Annotated in this window: 17 protein-coding genes; 13 read left to right on the top strand and 4 right to left on the bottom strand. The window is 69.6% G+C overall.

Annotation, left to right across the window (positions count from 1 at the left end):
• Positions 1 to 98: 98 nt before the first annotated feature.
• Positions 99 to 992 carry a LysR family transcriptional regulator gene (locus tag HWX07_RS08895; RefSeq protein WP_175876024.1) on the top strand — a complete coding sequence of 298 codons (894 nt, stop codon included), beginning with the start codon at positions 99 to 101 and terminating at the stop codon, positions 990 to 992.
• Between the two features lie 144 nt (positions 993 to 1136).
• On the opposite strand, the gene HWX07_RS08890 is transcribed toward HWX07_RS08895, so the two are convergent.
• The 3 genes from HWX07_RS08890 to HWX07_RS08880 all read right to left on the bottom strand — a co-directional run bounded on the left by HWX07_RS08890 (position 1137) and on the right by HWX07_RS08880 (position 2489).
• Positions 1137 to 1619: a PRC-barrel domain-containing protein gene (locus HWX07_RS08890; protein ID WP_006498342.1), complete on the bottom strand. Its 483-nt coding sequence runs from the start codon at positions 1617 to 1619 to the stop codon at positions 1137 to 1139.
• A gap of 92 nt (positions 1620 to 1711) precedes the next feature.
• Complete coding sequence (locus tag HWX07_RS08885; RefSeq protein ID WP_006498341.1) at positions 1712 to 2143, bottom strand: CBS domain-containing protein; 432 nt, start codon at positions 2141 to 2143, stop codon at positions 1712 to 1714.
• A 91-nt stretch (positions 2144 to 2234) separates the two neighbouring features.
• Positions 2235 to 2489 (bottom strand): hypothetical protein, encoded by a 255-nt coding sequence (locus HWX07_RS08880; RefSeq protein ID WP_175876023.1) that lies wholly within the window; start codon positions 2487 to 2489, stop codon positions 2235 to 2237.
• A gap of 167 nt (positions 2490 to 2656) precedes the next feature.
• Here HWX07_RS08880 and HWX07_RS08875 point away from each other — a divergent pair, with 167 nt between their 5' ends.
• From HWX07_RS08875 to ligD, 12 genes are all read left to right on the top strand, one after another.
• On the top strand, positions 2657 to 2959 hold the full coding sequence (locus HWX07_RS08875) for a hypothetical protein (RefSeq protein ID WP_012336612.1): 303 nt from the start codon (positions 2657 to 2659) through the stop codon (positions 2957 to 2959).
• 194 nt (positions 2960 to 3153) lie between these two features.
• Positions 3154 to 3402, top strand: a complete 249-nt coding sequence (locus HWX07_RS08870; protein WP_175876022.1) for a hypothetical protein — start codon at positions 3154 to 3156, stop codon at positions 3400 to 3402.
• Positions 3399 to 3710, top strand: coding sequence for a hypothetical protein (locus HWX07_RS08865; protein WP_012336614.1), 312 nt, complete (start codon positions 3399 to 3401; stop codon positions 3708 to 3710). Before HWX07_RS08870 ends, HWX07_RS08865 begins: the two co-directional genes overlap by 4 nt.
• A 47-nt stretch (positions 3711 to 3757) precedes the next feature.
• The gene (locus HWX07_RS08860; RefSeq protein WP_175682208.1) at positions 3758 to 4072 is read left to right on the top strand and encodes a hypothetical protein; all 315 of its coding nucleotides are present in this window, start codon (positions 3758 to 3760) and stop codon (positions 4070 to 4072) included.
• A gap of 81 nt (positions 4073 to 4153) precedes the next feature.
• On the top strand, positions 4154 to 4663 hold the full coding sequence (locus HWX07_RS08855) for a DUF892 family protein (protein WP_175876021.1): 510 nt from the start codon (positions 4154 to 4156) through the stop codon (positions 4661 to 4663).
• Positions 4664 to 4895: 232 nt separating this feature from the next.
• A complete protein-coding gene (locus tag HWX07_RS08850) occupies positions 4896 to 6329 on the top strand; it encodes an RNA polymerase factor sigma-54 (protein ID WP_175876020.1) in 1434 nt (477 codons plus the stop codon).
• Between the two features lie 72 nt (positions 6330 to 6401).
• Positions 6402 to 6590 carry a DUF3008 family protein gene (locus HWX07_RS08845; protein ID WP_011545556.1) on the top strand — a complete coding sequence of 63 codons (189 nt, stop codon included), beginning with the start codon at positions 6402 to 6404 and terminating at the stop codon, positions 6588 to 6590.
• Positions 6591 to 6636: 46 nt separating this feature from the next.
• Complete coding sequence (locus tag HWX07_RS08840) at positions 6637 to 6798, top strand: DUF1328 family protein (protein WP_006767422.1); 162 nt, start codon at positions 6637 to 6639, stop codon at positions 6796 to 6798.
• Positions 6795 to 7181 carry a DUF3022 domain-containing protein gene (locus HWX07_RS08835; protein WP_175876019.1) on the top strand — a complete coding sequence of 129 codons (387 nt, stop codon included), beginning with the start codon at positions 6795 to 6797 and terminating at the stop codon, positions 7179 to 7181. The genes HWX07_RS08840 and HWX07_RS08835 overlap by 4 nt, the downstream gene beginning before the upstream one ends.
• Before the next feature lie 132 nt (positions 7182 to 7313).
• Positions 7314 to 9428, top strand: coding sequence for a catalase HPII (gene katE, locus HWX07_RS08830; protein ID WP_175876018.1), 2115 nt, complete (start codon positions 7314 to 7316; stop codon positions 9426 to 9428).
• A 102-nt stretch (positions 9429 to 9530) separates the two neighbouring features.
• On the top strand, positions 9531 to 10550 hold the full coding sequence (locus tag HWX07_RS08825; protein ID WP_175876017.1) for a Ku protein: 1020 nt from the start codon (positions 9531 to 9533) through the stop codon (positions 10548 to 10550).
• A 51-nt stretch (positions 10551 to 10601) separates the two neighbouring features.
• Entirely contained in the window at positions 10602 to 13409 is a 2808-nt protein-coding gene (gene ligD / locus HWX07_RS08820; RefSeq protein ID WP_175876016.1) for a DNA ligase D, read from the top strand.
• Between the two features lie 4 nt (positions 13410 to 13413).
• Here the strand turns inward: ligD and HWX07_RS08815 are convergent, their stop codons facing one another.
• Entirely contained in the window at positions 13414 to 14736 is a 1323-nt protein-coding gene (locus HWX07_RS08815; RefSeq protein WP_175876015.1) for a cation:proton antiporter, read from the bottom strand.
• Between the last annotated feature and the right edge of the window lie 50 nt (positions 14737 to 14786).

Raw genomic sequence — 14786 nt, 5'->3', positions numbered from 1 at the left:
GATTAAGTAGTGCAGCGCGCTTGGACTTATTAGCTGGAACGATGAATCGCCACCGCCGGTGCTACGATTGGCGTTCGTCCCGACCGGAGCCTTTCGACATGGCGCGCGAAAATTTCAACGATCTGCTCGTCTTTCTTGCGGTGGCCCGCGATCGCAGCTTCACGCGCGCGGCCGCGCGGCTCGGCGTGTCGCAGTCGGCGCTGAGCCAGACCGTGCGCGATTTCGAAACCCGGCTCGGCGTGCGGCTGCTGGCGCGCACGACGCGCAGCGTGTCGACGACCGAGGCCGGCGAAGCGCTGTTCCGCGCGGTCGCGCCGCGCATCGACGAGATTTCGGCGCAACTCGACGCGCTGTCCGATTTCAGGGACAAGCCGGCCGGCGTGGTGCGCATCACGGCCACCGAGCATCCGATCGACACGGTCATCTGGCCGAAGCTGCGCAACGTGCTGCCCGACTATCCGGACCTCCGCGTCGAGCTGTCGGTCGACTACGGGCTGTCGAACATCGTGGAGGAGCGCTACGACATCGGCGTGCGGTACGGCGACCAGGTGGCGCAGGACATGATCGCGGTGCGCATCAGCCCCGACATCCCGATGGCGATGGTCGCGGCGCCGTCCTATCTCGATGGCCGCAAGCCGCCGAAGAAGCCGCAGGACCTGCTCGACCACGACTGCGTCACGCTGCGGCTCGCGACCGCGAAGAGTATCTATGCGTGGGAATTGAAGAAGGGCAGGAACGCCATCCAGGCGCGCGTGAACGGCCGGATCACCTGCAATACGCAGCCGCACATGGTGCAGGCGGCGCTCGACGGTTTCGGCATCGCGTTCGTCGCCGAGGACGTGGCGCACGCGCATCTGCGCAGCGGCGCGCTGCGGATCGTGATGCCGGACTGGTGCCCGGTGTTTCCCGGCTATCACGCGTACTATCCGAGCCGCCGTCAGGCGTCGCGCGCGTTCTCCGTCGTGATCGACGCGTTGCGGCATCGGTCGTAGCGCAACGGGGCACGGCGCCCGCGCGGCGTCCATCGTCGCAGCGAGGACAAAAAAACGCCCCGCGCGGGCGGGGCGTCTCGACTCAATACGAAACGAATGCGGAACGGCGGCGCCGGCGAACCGGCGCCGCGTCACACGGTGCGGTCAGTGACGGCCGCGCGTGCGCGGATCGTCGAGGTCTTCGGTCGGATCGGTCAACCCGAGCTCGTCGCCGGCACTCCAGTACGGCGTGCTGCCGTAGAACTCGTGCAGCGGCTCGGCCCATTGCGGATCGGCCATCGCCGGCCAGTGGTCCTTGTCGAACCCCGGCGCATTGCGAATCCGCTCGGACGATACCGACAGCAGGAAGCACTTGCGTTCGGTGTCGAGCGTCAGCGCGCTCCACGGAATCGCGTGCAGCTTGTCGCCGATGCCGAGGATGCCGCCGCTCGACAGCACCGCATACGCGATGCGGCCGGAGCGCACGTCGAGCATGATGTCCTTGATCTTGCCGACGTCGTCGCCGTCGGTCGTATAGACCTTGTCGCCTTCCAGCGTATCGGCGGCCATCACGTCGGGACCGGGGCCGGCCGCCGTCGCGGCGCCCTTGCCGATGATGCGGGTCTGACCTTGATCGGGAGTCTGCATGGTTTCCTCCAGGCTGTGTGGGGCGCGACCGTGCCCGGGACCGGGCCCTGCGGGTCGCGCGGGTGGGCGGGGCGAAGCGGAAAACCGCTCCGTCACGTCTGCTTCGGTTGCGACACGCCTTCGAGCGTGTTCGCCACGTCGTCGCGCTCGGGGCTGGCCGTGCGCGTCGCGATGTCGGCAAGCGACAGCATGCCGACCAGTCGCTTGTCGTGATCGACGACGGGCAGCCGGCGCAGTTGCGCGTCGGCCATGTAGTGCTGGATCTCGTCCAGCGAATCGTCGTCGAAGCACCATTCGATCGGGCCGGACGCGACCTCGTGGATGCGCGTTTCCGGCGGCTTGCCGGCCGAGATCGCGCGCACCGCGAGATCGCGGTCCGTCACCATCCCGACCAGCCGGTTGTTGTCGCACACGGGCAGCGCGCCGATGTCGTAGCGCTCCATCAGTTGAGCGGCGTGACGGATCGAGTCGGTCGGTGCGATCCGCACGACGTCCTGCGACATGATTTCGTTGACGCGATGCATGAATTTCTCCTTGGCGGTCAGGTGAAGCAATGTGCCGATGCGGCTGCCGTGTTCCAGCAAACCGCATGCCGTGCAGGCGCGGCTCGTCTCGTCACTGCTCGTCGCGTTTGCGCTTGTCCTCCCACGGCCCGTCGTCGTGCGTGCCGGGCGGCGTGTCGGGCTCGATGCGCGTGACGCCGCCGGTCGCGGGCGGGTCGCTGGCCGGAAACGTGTCCTCGAGCTGCTTGTCGATATGACGTTCCGAATGGCGCGTATGGGTGCGGTCCTGGTCCTTCAGCGGCGGCTGCGGGTCGGGCTGCCGCTCGTGCGCCGGTGCGTCGTGGCCGTGCCGGGTCGAATCCTTCATGGCGGTACTCCGTATCGGTGACGAGGAGCCGCCTGTGCCGCAACCTGCGTTCCCGGCCCGCGCGCATGGCACGCGACTTGCCGCTGCTACGGCGATGACCACGACGACCATGACGACACAGCGCAACAGGGTGCCTGCTGCGCGCACACCGAGCGGGAGGCACGACGATGATTCCGAAACGACGACCAGGGGTGCGCTACGAGATCAACGTATGTGGCGGCGGATTCGATTCGGTGAAGAGCCATTTCGATACGTGGAAGCATGAGCCGCTGATCTACCGGCCCGAGCGCCGGATGTTCGAAGGCAAGGCCGACGTGCGGCCGCTCGGCGACGAGACGTTCGGCGCAACCGAGCCCGCGCGCTTCGCGCTGCAGCGGGCGTGCGAGCCGTCGGACCCGTATGCGCTGGCCGCGCGCGTGCGGGACGACGGCCGCGAGCTGTGGCTCGTGATGGCCGCCTACGACGCGTAGCCGCGGTTGCAAGATTTGCAGCGAACGGTGTAGCGAAGGCATGGCGGCTGGCGCTGCACTGCGCGCTTGCGGATCGATTCCCGGGGGACCCGCGCGTGACCCCCGCCTGCGGCGACATGAACGGACGGCACGCGGCTTGCGAATCCTCACTACGGCCGCCGAGCCGATCCCGACCCGAACCCCGCAACGATGGAATGCCGATGAAACACGACCCCGCCGAGTGGCTGCAAAGGCCTGAACCGCCGCTCCCCGACATCGAGCCGGACCCCGAGCCGCCCGATCCCGACGACCTGCCGCCGGACCTGCCCGAACCGTACCGGGAACCGGAGGGCGACCCGCCCGGGCATGCGCCGCCCGAACGCGACCCACCGTCGCGCGAGCCGCCCGTGCGGGCGTGGCGGGTGGGCGCGACGCCGCTCATGCGAATGGAGGATGTGCGATGAGTATCCGCGTGAAGCCCGGCATGCTGCGCGACATCGCCGAGACGCTCGGCCGTCATTTCGAGGCGCGCGCGATGCCGTTCCACGTCGAGGAGCAGCCGGCCGGCGCATTGCATATCGGTTTTCGCGTCGACGGCCATCCGGCGTCGCTGACCGTGACGTTCGACGCCGACGCGTTCGCCGCGCTCGAACGGGCCGACGTCGACCGGCAACGCGGCACGCTCACGCGCGTCGCGGCCGAATTCGACACGATGATGGCGCGCCGCGCACCGACCGCGTACGCGGGCGATTTCCACTTCAACCGGCTCTGAGCCGCGCCGTACTGGCCGGCCGCAGCCGCCGATCCAGGGAGGACTCGATGAACACGATCCAGACGATACGCGTGGGCGCCTGTGCGTTCGCCGCCGCGTGCGCGCTGGGCGCATGCACGCAACCGACCAACGGGCCATACGGCACGCGCGGGGCGCCGCCCGCGCCGCCTGACGGCCGCGGCGCGCAGTCGACCACGACGATGCCGGACGCGAATACGCGCTACGACCCGCGTCCGTCGCCGGGCAACACGATGCCGCCCGGTACGCGGGTCGACGTACCGGTGGACGTGCCGCCGCCGGGCCCCAACGGCGCGCAGGGCGACCAGCCGCTGCCGGGCACGCCGCCGCCGATGCAGTACTGACAGGACGCGTTGCGGGGACGTATCGTCGCGCCGCGTCACCGCATGCCGCATGCCGCCCCGCGATGCGGCTGGAGGAACCCGATGGCGAATCAGCACGAGCACCTGGAGGACTGGCTGCGCGATGCCTACGCGATGGAGCGCCAGGCCGAGACGATGATCGACGCGCAGATGAAACGGGTTGGCCACTACCCGCAGTTGCAGGACCGACTGCGGCTGCATCTCGACGACACGCTCGGCCAGCAGGCGCTCGTCGAGGCGTGCCTGATGCGGCTCGGCACGTCGCCGTCGGCGACCAGGGATCTCGCCGCGCGCATCGCCGCATACGGGCAGATCGCGAGCGGCATGCTGGCGGACGACGAAGTGGTGAAGACGGCGCTCGCCGCCTATGCATTCGAGCAGCTGGAGATCGCCGCGTACACCGCGCTTGTCGCGGCGGCGCAGGCGGCCGGCGAAGAAGAGATCCGCGCGTGTTGCGAGCGGATTCTCCAGCAGGAGCGCGGCATGGCCGCGTGGCTGCTGCGCCATCTGCCCGAGCTGACGACAGCGTTTCTCGATCGTTCGGCGGTGGACCGCATCGACGCGAAGCGGTGACGGCGCGGCCCTCGAGCGGCTTCCGGGACGGGGCCGTTTTCCGTGAGCGAAATACGTGCCCCCTAACTTGCCTCCAGCTTGTAAAAAAGCGGCTCTCGCACACGGCGAGACGGGGTACGAACCCCCGAGAGCCGCGTCATGGCGCGCTTCGCGCGACTGGCACGGAAGCTGCATGACATCCGGTAGAAGACATACCCGCGAACCCGCGAACCGAACCGTCAGGAGGCTTTCGATGCCCGTCTCGCTTGCGCTGCAGATGCGACAGCATCTCGCACTTACGCCGAGGCTTCAGCAGTCGCTGCGGCTGCTGCAGTTGTCCTCGCTGGAGTTTCAACAGGAATTGCGTCAGGCGCTCGACATGAACCCGTTTCTCGAAGACGGCCAGGGCGACGAGGACACCGCTGCCGGCACGCCCGAGCAGCCGACCGAAGCGGCCGCGCCCGAAGCGGCGCCCGAGCACGACGACATTCGTCCGCCCGACGGCGAGGTGCCGTTTACCGCGGCGCCCGCGCCGCGCGGCACGAGCCGTCAGGGCGACGACACCGACGGCCTGTCGCCCGGCGAATGGATCGCCGCCGAACCGTCGCTGCATCAGCAACTGCACGATGCGCTGCGGCTCTATCCGCTCAACAAGCGCGACCGCGAGGCCGCGCGCCTCGTGATCGATGCGCTGGACGACGACGGCTACCTCCGTCAGGAGTTGCCTGAACTGCTGGTCGCGGCCGATCCCGCGTGGCTGCTGTCGGAGCAGGATCTCTCGGTCGCGCTGCGGCTCGTGCAGATGCTCGACCGGCCGGGTATCGCGGCCCGTTCGTTGTCCGAATGCCTGGTCTTGCAGCTCGACGCGATTCCGGCCGGCACGCCGGCGCTCGCCGAAGCGAAGGCGATCGCGCGCGAGCATCTGGAGCGGCTCGCGCGCCGCGAGACGGCCGAGATTCAGCGGCGCCTGGGCTGCAACCAGCAGACGCTGCAGGCGGCCTGCGCGCTGGTGCGCGGGCTCGACCCGCGCCCCGGCAATCACTACGGCAGCACGCGCGGCGACTACGTGGTGCCCGACGTGATCGTGCGCCAGGTGCGCGACGAATGGATCGTCACGATCAACCCGGCCGTGCTGCCGCGCGCCCGCCTGCACGAGCGCTATGCGACGCTGTTCGCGCAGTCGAGCGGCGAGCGCGATTCCCCGCTCGGCCAGCAGCTGCAGGAAGCGCGCTGGCTGATCCGCAACGTGCAGAAGCGCTTCGACACGATCCAGCGCGTGGGCGAATGCATCGTCGCGCGGCAGCGCGATTTCTTCCGCTACGGCGAGATCGCGATGAAGCCGCTGGTGCTGCGCGACATCGCGGAAGAGCTCGACCTGCACGAATCGACCGTCTCGCGCGCGACCGGCAACAAGTACATGGCCACGCCGCACGGCACGTTCGAGTTCAAGCATTTCTTCCCGCGCAAGCTCGAGGCGGCCGGCAAGGGCGTGTGTTCGGCGTCGGCCGCGAAGGTGCTGATTCGCGACATGATCGCGGCCGAGCGGCAGACCGATCCGCTGTCCGACGTCGCGCTCGCGGAAAACCTCGCGGGCCGCGGCATCCTTCTTGCGCGCCGCACGGTGACCAAGTATCGCCAGGCGATGAAGATTCCGCCGGCCGACCTGCGGCGCCGCGACGCCGCGTGACGGCCTCACTGTTCCAACCCCGCGCGTGCCGTCTCCCGCGTCGGCTCGCGCGCCAACGAGAGGAGCGCAATCATGCCAGCCAAATCCCAGGCCCAGCAGCGCGCCGCAGGGGCCGCGCTGTCGGCCAAGCGCGGTGACACCAAAATGAAGGACCTCAAGCCGCCGTCGAAATCGATGGCCAAGTCGATGAGCGAGAAAGAGCTCGAGAAAATGGCTTCCACGCCCACGCGCGGCAAACCGAAACACAAGCACGATGCGTGAACGGCGCCGACGTTTAGTGACGACTGCTGTCATCCAGGAGGGTTCCATGCTTCGATACGCCATCATTTTCTTCATCATCGCGATCATTGCCGCCGTGTTCGGCTTCGGCGGCATCGCGGCCGGTGCGGCCGAAATCGCGAAGATCCTGTTCTACATCTTCGTCGTGATCTTCCTGGTCACGTTGTTGCTGGGCGTCGTGCGCCGATGACGGTGATGCCCGACCGGTCGCAGCGCGTCGCGGAACTCGAGCACGCGCTCGCGATCAGTTTTCCGTCGCAGTCGACCCTGGTCGTGCATGCGGACGACGCGTCCGGCCGGCTGACGATCAACGTGTCGTGGGTGCGCGTGCCGTCCGACGAGGACGCGCGCCAATGGCGCTGCTCGGTCGACATGCGCTTCGATGCGGACGTGATCGAACGCTACGCGACGCTCGACACGGCCGACCGGCTGCGCGTACGCACCCAGCTGTGCGACCGCGCCCGGCGCGCGGTGGACGAGCACAAGCCGCGCGTCGAGGATGCCGCGATCGAGTGCAACGTGGCGCTCGACGTGACGGCCGTCGTGTTCGACGCGGCACTGCGCGCGCCCTGACATCACAGCCGGCCCGCGGCCGTTCGCGGCGCGCCGGGCCGGCTTTCCCTGCCGTCCGCACGCGTGCGCCGCGCCGCGGCGCGTCGCCGTGCGGCAGCGGCTCCCTACCGAATGCCACGAGGACACCTGACGATGACGACTCCCCCATCCGCCGGCAAGACGCCCCCGACGCAACCGACGCAACCAGCTGACAGCGCGAAATCGCGTCAGCTCGAGGCGAACCGTGCGCGGCCCGACGGCGAGGCGCTGCGCACCAACCAGGGCGTGCGGATCGCCGACAACCAGAACACGCTGCGAGGCGGCGCGCGCGGCCCGTCGCTGCTCGAAGACTTCATCATGCGCGAGAAGATCACGCATTTCGATCACGAGCGCATTCCGGAGCGGGTGGTGCATGCGCGCGGTTCGGCCGCGCACGGCGTGTTTCGCGTATACGAGCCGATGGCCGACTACACGAAGGCCGCGTTCCTGCAGGACCCGGCCGCCGAAACGCCGGTGTACGTGCGCTTCTCGACCGTGCAGGGGCCGCGCGGGTCGGCCGACACCGTGCGCGACGTGCGCGGCTTCGCGGTGAAGTTCTATACCCAGGAAGGCAACTACGACCTCGTCGGCAACAACATGCCGGTGTTCTTCATCCAGGACGCGATCAAGTTTCCCGACTTCGTGCACGCGGTGAAGCCCGAGGCGCCGAACGAGATGCCGACCGGCGCGTCCGCGCACGACACGTTCTGGGATTTCGTGTCGCTGGTGCCCGAAACCGCGCACATGGTGCTGTGGCTGATGTCGGACCGCGCGCTGCCCGCGAGTTATCGCGCGATGGACGGCTTCGGCGTGCATACGTTCCGCTTCGTGAACGCGGCCGGCGTCGAGCGTTTCGTGAAATTCCACTGGCGGCCCGTGAGCGGCGCGTATTCGCTGCTGTGGGACGAGGCGCAGCGGATCGCCGGCCACGATCCGGATTTCAACCGCCGCGACCTGTGGACGGCGATCGAGCGCGGCGACTATCCGGAGTTCGAACTCGGTGTGCAGATGATCGATCCGGCCGATGCGGACAAATTCGATTTCGACCTGCTGGACCCGACCAAGCTCGTGCCGGAAGAACTCGTGCCGGTGCGGCCGATCGGCCGGATGACGCTGAACCGCAACCCCGACAACTTCTTCGCGGAAACCGAGCAGGTCGCGTTTCACCCGGGCCACGTGGTGCCGGGCATCGATTTCACGAACGACCCGCTGCTGCAGGGGCGCTTGTTCTCGTACACCGATACGCAGCTGAGCCGGCTCGGCGGCCCGAATTTCCACGAGATCCCGATCAACCGGCCGGTGTGCCCGTTCGCGAACAACCAGCGCGACGCGCTGCACCGGCAGACGATCAACGTCGGCCAGGCGTCGTACGAGCCGAACTCCACGAGCGGCGGCTGGCCGCGCGAGACGCCGCCCGCGCCGGCCGGCGGCGGGTTCGAGACCGTGCCCGAGCCGCTCGAAGGCCACAAGGTGCGCGTGCGCAGCGAATCGTTCGCCGACCATTTCTCGCAGGCCGCGCTGTTCTACCAGAGCATGACCGAGATCGAGCAGCGGCATATTCGCGACGCGTATTGCTTCGAGCTCGGCAAGGTGACGCAGCCGCACATTCGCGAGCGGGTGGTCAACGAGATCATCGCGCGCTTCGACGCGGGGCTCGCCGCGCAGGTCGCCGAACGGCTCGGGCTGCCCGCGCCGCAGGCGGCCGCGACGCCGGCCGTCGCGCAGCGCTCGCCGGCGCTGAGCCTGATCGGCCGCGCGAAGCCCGGCATCCGCTCGCGCAAGATCGCGCTGATCGCGACGCCCGGCGTGAATCCGGTGCTGGTCGAGCAGGTGCGCGACGCGTTGCAGGCCGCGCACGCGGTGCCGACGATCGTCGCGCCGACGCTCGCGCCGATCGGGGGCATCGTGCCGGAGGCGACGCTGGTCGGCATGCCGTCGGTGATGTTCGACGCGGTGTTCGTGTGCGGCGGCGACGGCGATGGCCGCGATCTCGCGCACAGCGCCGACGCCCGCCATTTCGTGCGGGAGGCGTTCAAGCACCTGAAGCCGATCGCGGCCGTCGGCTCGGGGCGGCAACTGCTCAGCGCCGCGCACCTGCCCGACCCGGCCGAAGGCGTGTGCGTCGGCCAGGCCGTCGATCTCGACGCGGTGCTGAACACGCTGTCGGATCACCTCGGCCAGCATCGCGTGTGGGCGCGCGAACAGCAGGCGGCGGAGCTGCCGGCATAGGGCCGGCTAGGGCCGCAAGCGGCCAAAAGTGGCCGGCAGCGGCTTGCGCCGTACGGTGCGCCCGCCCTCGGGCGGGCGCGCATTCGGCAAGGAGGAACACGCATGGCACCGCGGATGATTTGGAAAGGCGCGATCAGCTTCGGGCTCGTGCACGTGCCCGTGCAGTTGTTTCCGGCGACGCGCACCGTGAAACCGTCGTTCCGGATGCTGGACAAGCGCTCGATGGACCCGATCGGCTACCGGCAGATCAACAAGCGCACCGGCAAGGAAGTCACGCGCGAGGACATCGTGCGCGGCTACGAATACGAGAAGGAGCGCTACGTCGTGCTCACCGACGACGAGATCCGCGCGGCGAACCCGGAATCGACGCAGACCGTCGACATCCTGACCTTCGTCGACGAGGACGCCGTGTCGTTCCTCTATCTCGACACCCCGTACTACCTGGTGCCGGACCGCAAGGGCGAGAAGGTCTACGCGCTGCTGCGCGACGCGCTGAAGGACAGCGGCAAGATCGGCATCGCGCTGGTGGTGATGCGTGACCGCCAGCACCTGGGCGCGCTGATCCCGGTCGGGCCGATACTCGCGCTCGATACGCTGCGCTGGCAGGAGGAATTGCGGCCGCTCGACGAGCTGTCGGTGCCGGCCGACGACGCGAAGGGCGCGGGCGTCAGCGCGCGCGAGCTCGGGATGGCGAAGAAGCTGATCGACGACATGTCCGGCAAATGGACGCCCGACGAATATCACGACACGTTCCGCGACGACATCCTCGAACTGGTCGAGCGCAAGGTGCGCGCGGGCAAGATCGAGGAGATCGAGGACCGGCCCGCGCAGACCGGCCGCGCGGCGAGCAACGTGGTCGATCTCACCGAGCTGCTGAAGCGCAGCTTGAAGGGCGGCGCGGGGGCGCGCGCGGCGGATCTGCGTGCAGAGCGTGGCGAAGGGGAGGACGAGGCGTCGTCATCGTCGTCGTCGCGCGGTGGCGCGCGTCGCAAGCCGGCGGCGAAATCCGCATCGAAGGGCGCGGCGACGAAAACCGCGGCAAAGAAGACCGCCGCGAAACGCGGCGCGGCGAATGCCCCCGCGGCGAAGAAGACGGCCGCGCGCCGCAAGCACGCGGCGTGATGCCGATGACGCCGACTCCGATTTCGATTCCGGTTCCGACGAGGTGACGCGATGGCCGGCAAGCTCGATCCGTATCGCCGCAAACGCCATTTCGGCGCGACGCCCGAGCCCGAAGGGGCGCACGGCAAGCGTCGCGCGAAGACGGATACGCAAGCGGCCTCGAAGCCGAAGGCGAAGGCGAAGCAGCCCGCCGCGCGCGCAAGTCATCCGCTGCGCTTCGTGATCCAGGAGCACCACGCACGCCGGCTGCACTACGACTTCCGGCTCGAACTCGACGGCACGCTGAAATCGTGGGCCGTACCGAAGGGGCCGAGCTTCGATCCGCAGGTGAAGCGGCTCGCGGTGCACGTCGAGGACCATCCGCTGGAATACGCAGCGTTCGAAGGCGAGATTCCGGCCGGGCATTATGGTGCGGGCTCGGTCGTCGTCTGGGACGAAGGCACGTGGACGCCCGATGGCGGCGTCGCGCAGGCGCGCGAAGGCTACCGGGCCGGCAAGCTGACGTTCCGGCTCGACGGCGAGAAGCTGCACGGCGGCTGGGCGCTGGTGCGCAGCGGGCGGCAGGAAGGGCGTCAGGAGCAGTGGCTGCTGATCAAGGAGCGCGACGACGACGCGCGCAGCGCCGATGAATTCGACGTCGTCGGCGAGCGGCCGGGGAGCGTGCACGACGGCGCGACCCACGGCGCGGCACGCAAGCGCGCGGCGCGGCGCGGCCGGTCGACCGACGCGGACGGCGATGCACATGACGCGCGGCACGCAAGCCACGAAAGCCACGAAAGCCACGCAAGCCAGCGCCCCAACGACCCGTCGCAGGTCGAAGGCGCGGTGCGCGCGCCGCTGCCCGAGCGCGTCGCGCCGCAACTCGCGACGCTGGTCGATGCACCGCCGGCCCAGGGCGGCTGGTGCTACGAACTGAAGTTCGACGGTTACCGCATCCTGGCGCGCATCGCAGGCAAGGGCGCGCGTCGGCGGGTCACGCTGATGACGCGCGAAGGCCGGGACTGGACCGCGAAGCTGCGCGCGCAGCGCGACGCGCTCGCGGCGCTCGACCTCGACGACGCATGGCTCGACGGCGAGGCCGTTGTGCTCGGCGAACACGGCCTGCCCGATTTCCAGGCGCTGCAGAACGCGTTCGGCACGGACCGCTCGGACGCGATCACCTTCTTCGTGTTCGACCTGCCTTATCTCGACGGCTACGACCTGCGCGACGCGCCGCTCACCGAGCGTCGCGCGCTGCTCGAACCGCTGCTCGCGAACAGCGATCCGGCGCGCGTGCGCTTTTCGCCCGATCTCGGCGAGGACGTCGCGTCGCTGATCGCGAGCGCCTGCGACACCGGCCTCGAAGGGCTGATCGGCAAGCGCGCGGACTCGCGCTATCGCGCCGGCCGGTCGCCCGCGTGGATCAAGCTCAAATGCCGGCGCCGGCAGGAATTCGTGATCGGCGGCTTTACCGAGCCGTCGGGCAGCCGGCACGGCTTCGGCGCGCTGCTGCTCGGCGTGCACGAACCGGCGCCGACCGGCAAACGGCGGCGCGGGCCCGGCCCGCTGCGCTACGTCGGCCGCGTCGGCACCGGCTTCGACGCGCGGATGCTCGACCGTCTCGCCGCGATCCTGCGCAAACACGAGCGCGACACGATGCCGTTCGACGCCCCGCCGCGCGAACGCACGCGCACCCGCGTGCACTGGGTCGAGCCGACGCTCGTCGCCGAATGCGAATTCGCGGAATGGACCGGCGACGGGATCGTGCGGCAGGCCGCGTTCATCGCGCTGCGCGAGGACAAGCCGGCGGCGCAGATCGTCCGCGAGATGCCCAAACACACGGAAACGGAGGTGACGATGGACCAACGCCCGACCCCGCACGACGACACACGCAAGCGCGCATCGCATGCCGCTCGTGACACCGGCGAGCGCAAGCAGTCCGCACGGTCTCGCGCAGCCGCCCGAGGAGAAGGCGACGCGTCCGGCCCCGACCAGCTCGGCCGCGTGCGCATCACGCATCCCGAGCGCGTGCTCGACCCGCAAAGCGGCACGCGCAAGATCGACCTCGCACGGTACTGGCAATGGGTCGCGCCGTGGCTGTTGCCCGACCTCAAGGGCCGACCGGTGTCGCTCGTGCGCGCCCCGGGCGACATCGCCGGCGAGCTGTTCTTCCAGAAGCACGCGGAGCGCCGCGAGATCCCGTTCGTCACGCAGCACGAAGGGCTCGACCCGGGCCACGGGCCGCTGCTGTCGATCGACAGCGTCGACGCGCTGCTCGGCGCCGCGCAAATGGGCACGGTCGAACTGCATACGTGGAACGCGCATGCGTCGAACATCGAGCGGCCCGACCGCATCGTGTTCGACCTCGATCCCGACCCGGCGCTGCCGTGGCGCACGATGATCGACGCCGCGCAGCTCGTGCGCGGGCTGCTCGACGAGCTCGGGCTCGTGTCGTTCTGCAAGACGAGCGGCGGCAAGGGGCTGCACGTCGTGGTGCCGCTCACGCGGCATGCGGGCTGGGACGACGTGAAGGACTTTTCGCGCGCGGTCGCGCAGCACGTCGCCGGCACGCTGCCCGACCGCTTCACCGCGACGATGGGGCCGCGCCACCGGCGCGGCAAGATCTTCGTCGACTACCTGCGCAACGGGCGCGGCGCGAGCACGATCGCCGCGTATTCGGTGCGCGCGCGGCCCGGCATGGGCGTGTCGGTGCCGCTCGACTGGGACGAGGTGCCCGACACGACGGGCGGCGCGCAATGGACGATCGACACGCTGCACGAACGGCTGGACACGCTGAAGCGCGACCCGTGGGAAGGCTACGCGAAGGCGCGCCAGCGCATCACCGCGGCGATGCGCGCGCGGCTCGGCGCCGACACGTGAACCGTCAGCGCCGATGCTGCTGCAACCGGTAGTACCAGTTCATCAGCGGCGTCGCGGAAATCCCGTGCGCGACCACCGATGCGGACACCACGGCCAGCACCGGCGCCGCGAGCGGGCGCACGGCCTGGGACGGCCCGTGCTCGAGCGCGAACAGCAGGTAGTAGAACGAGCCGATCCCGCGGATGCCGAACCACGCCATCAGCCGCCGCTGCGCATGCGTCGCGCGCGAGCCGGCGAGCGTGACCAGCACCGCGAGCGGGCGCACGGCGACGAACAGCACGGCGGCCAGCGCGACGGCGCCCCACGTGAGCAGCGGGCCGGGCAGCGTCGAGAGCACGCTGCCGATCATCGTCATCACGATCGCTTCGGCGATCCGTTCGAGCTCGATCGTGAAGCCGAGCACCGATTCGGCCATGAACGCATGCGCTTTCTCCGGATGCTTCTCGGTGGCGACCACGTCTTCCGAATCGATCTGGCCGATCACTTCGCGCGGCGGGCGGTCGCCGCTCGCGCGATGCTCGACGCGCCGCATCGCGACGCCGGCCGCGAACGTCGCGATGAAGCCGAACGTGTGCGCGAGCTGCGCGGCGCCGAACGACAGCACGATCAGCGCGAGCGCGAAGAAGCCTTCCAGGCCGAGCGCCTGCGCGTGCCGCGTGCGCAGCCAGCCGATCGTCTTCGTCGTGGCCCAGCCGAGCCCGCCGCCGATCGCGGCCGCGCCCGCGATGCCCCACAGCGCGACGAGGGCGAACGTGCCGGACAGCGGCGGGATGCCATACGTCGCATCCGGAGCGCCGCACAGCGCGAGCCCCGCGAGCGCGAACGGCAGCGCGATGCCGTCGTTCATCCCGCCTTCGCCGGACAACGCGAAGCGCACCAGATCGCGATCGCCCGGATCGTGTACCTGGACGTCGTGCGCGAGCACCGGGTCGGTCGGCGCGAGGATCGCCGCGAGCAGCAGCGCGGGGCCCCAGCCGAGACCGAGCGCGAGTACCGCGCACGCGGCGAGCAGCGGCACGGTGACGACCATCGCGAGCAGCCCGAGGCGGCACGGCACGAGCCACAGCGTGTCGGACAGCGGCACGCGCAGCCGCAGCCCGATCGCGAACAGTGACACGAGCAGCGCGACCTCGACGATCTCGCGCAGCAGTTGCCCGTCGCGTTCGAGGTCGAGATGCAGCAGGCCGGCGCCGGCCGGGCCGAGCGCGATGCCGAGCACCAGGTAAATCATCGCCGAGCTGCAGGGCAGGTGGCGCAGTGCGGACGTGACGACGCCCATGCCCAGCAGCACGGCGCCGATGATCAGATACCAGAGGGTTTCGTGCATGCGTGTGATCGCAGCGGAGGGGTGGACATGGGCATACGAGCCGCGCGCCA

Origin of the sequence: Burkholderia sp. BCC0097 (genome assembly GCF_902832985.1) — a bacterium.
Taxonomy (GTDB): domain Bacteria; phylum Pseudomonadota; class Gammaproteobacteria; order Burkholderiales; family Burkholderiaceae; genus Burkholderia; species Burkholderia orbicola.
The sequence above is the reverse complement of the archived record's forward strand: the minus strand, read 5'-3'. Positions and strand labels throughout refer to the sequence as shown.

What these genes read in the sequence shown, in the direction of transcription:
- HWX07_RS08895 (WP_175876024.1), top strand. Translation starts at nt 99, where the DNA reads ATGGCGCGCGAAAATTTCAACGATCTGCTCGTCTTTCTTGCGGTGGCC.
- HWX07_RS08890 (WP_006498342.1), bottom strand. Translation starts at nt 1,619, where the DNA reads ATGCAGACTCCCGATCAAGGTCAGACCCGCATCATCGGCAAGGGCGCC.
- HWX07_RS08885 (WP_006498341.1), bottom strand. Translation starts at nt 2,143, where the DNA reads ATGCATCGCGTCAACGAAATCATGTCGCAGGACGTCGTGCGGATCGCA.
- HWX07_RS08880 (WP_175876023.1), bottom strand. Translation starts at nt 2,489, where the DNA reads ATGAAGGATTCGACCCGGCACGGCCACGACGCACCGGCGCACGAGCGG.
- HWX07_RS08875 (WP_012336612.1), top strand. Translation starts at nt 2,657, where the DNA reads ATGATTCCGAAACGACGACCAGGGGTGCGCTACGAGATCAACGTATGT.
- HWX07_RS08870 (WP_175876022.1), top strand. Translation starts at nt 3,154, where the DNA reads ATGCCGATGAAACACGACCCCGCCGAGTGGCTGCAAAGGCCTGAACCG.
- HWX07_RS08865 (WP_012336614.1), top strand. Translation starts at nt 3,399, where the DNA reads ATGAGTATCCGCGTGAAGCCCGGCATGCTGCGCGACATCGCCGAGACG.
- HWX07_RS08860 (WP_175682208.1), top strand. Translation starts at nt 3,758, where the DNA reads ATGAACACGATCCAGACGATACGCGTGGGCGCCTGTGCGTTCGCCGCC.
- HWX07_RS08855 (WP_175876021.1), top strand. Translation starts at nt 4,154, where the DNA reads ATGGCGAATCAGCACGAGCACCTGGAGGACTGGCTGCGCGATGCCTAC.
- HWX07_RS08850 (WP_175876020.1), top strand. Translation starts at nt 4,896, where the DNA reads ATGCCCGTCTCGCTTGCGCTGCAGATGCGACAGCATCTCGCACTTACG.
- HWX07_RS08845 (WP_011545556.1), top strand. Translation starts at nt 6,402, where the DNA reads ATGCCAGCCAAATCCCAGGCCCAGCAGCGCGCCGCAGGGGCCGCGCTG.
- HWX07_RS08840 (WP_006767422.1), top strand. Translation starts at nt 6,637, where the DNA reads ATGCTTCGATACGCCATCATTTTCTTCATCATCGCGATCATTGCCGCC.
- HWX07_RS08835 (WP_175876019.1), top strand. Translation starts at nt 6,795, where the DNA reads ATGACGGTGATGCCCGACCGGTCGCAGCGCGTCGCGGAACTCGAGCAC.
- katE (WP_175876018.1), top strand. Translation starts at nt 7,314, where the DNA reads ATGACGACTCCCCCATCCGCCGGCAAGACGCCCCCGACGCAACCGACG.
- HWX07_RS08825 (WP_175876017.1), top strand. Translation starts at nt 9,531, where the DNA reads ATGGCACCGCGGATGATTTGGAAAGGCGCGATCAGCTTCGGGCTCGTG.
- ligD (WP_175876016.1), top strand. Translation starts at nt 10,602, where the DNA reads ATGGCCGGCAAGCTCGATCCGTATCGCCGCAAACGCCATTTCGGCGCG.
- HWX07_RS08815 (WP_175876015.1), bottom strand. Translation starts at nt 14,736, where the DNA reads ATGCACGAAACCCTCTGGTATCTGATCATCGGCGCCGTGCTGCTGGGC.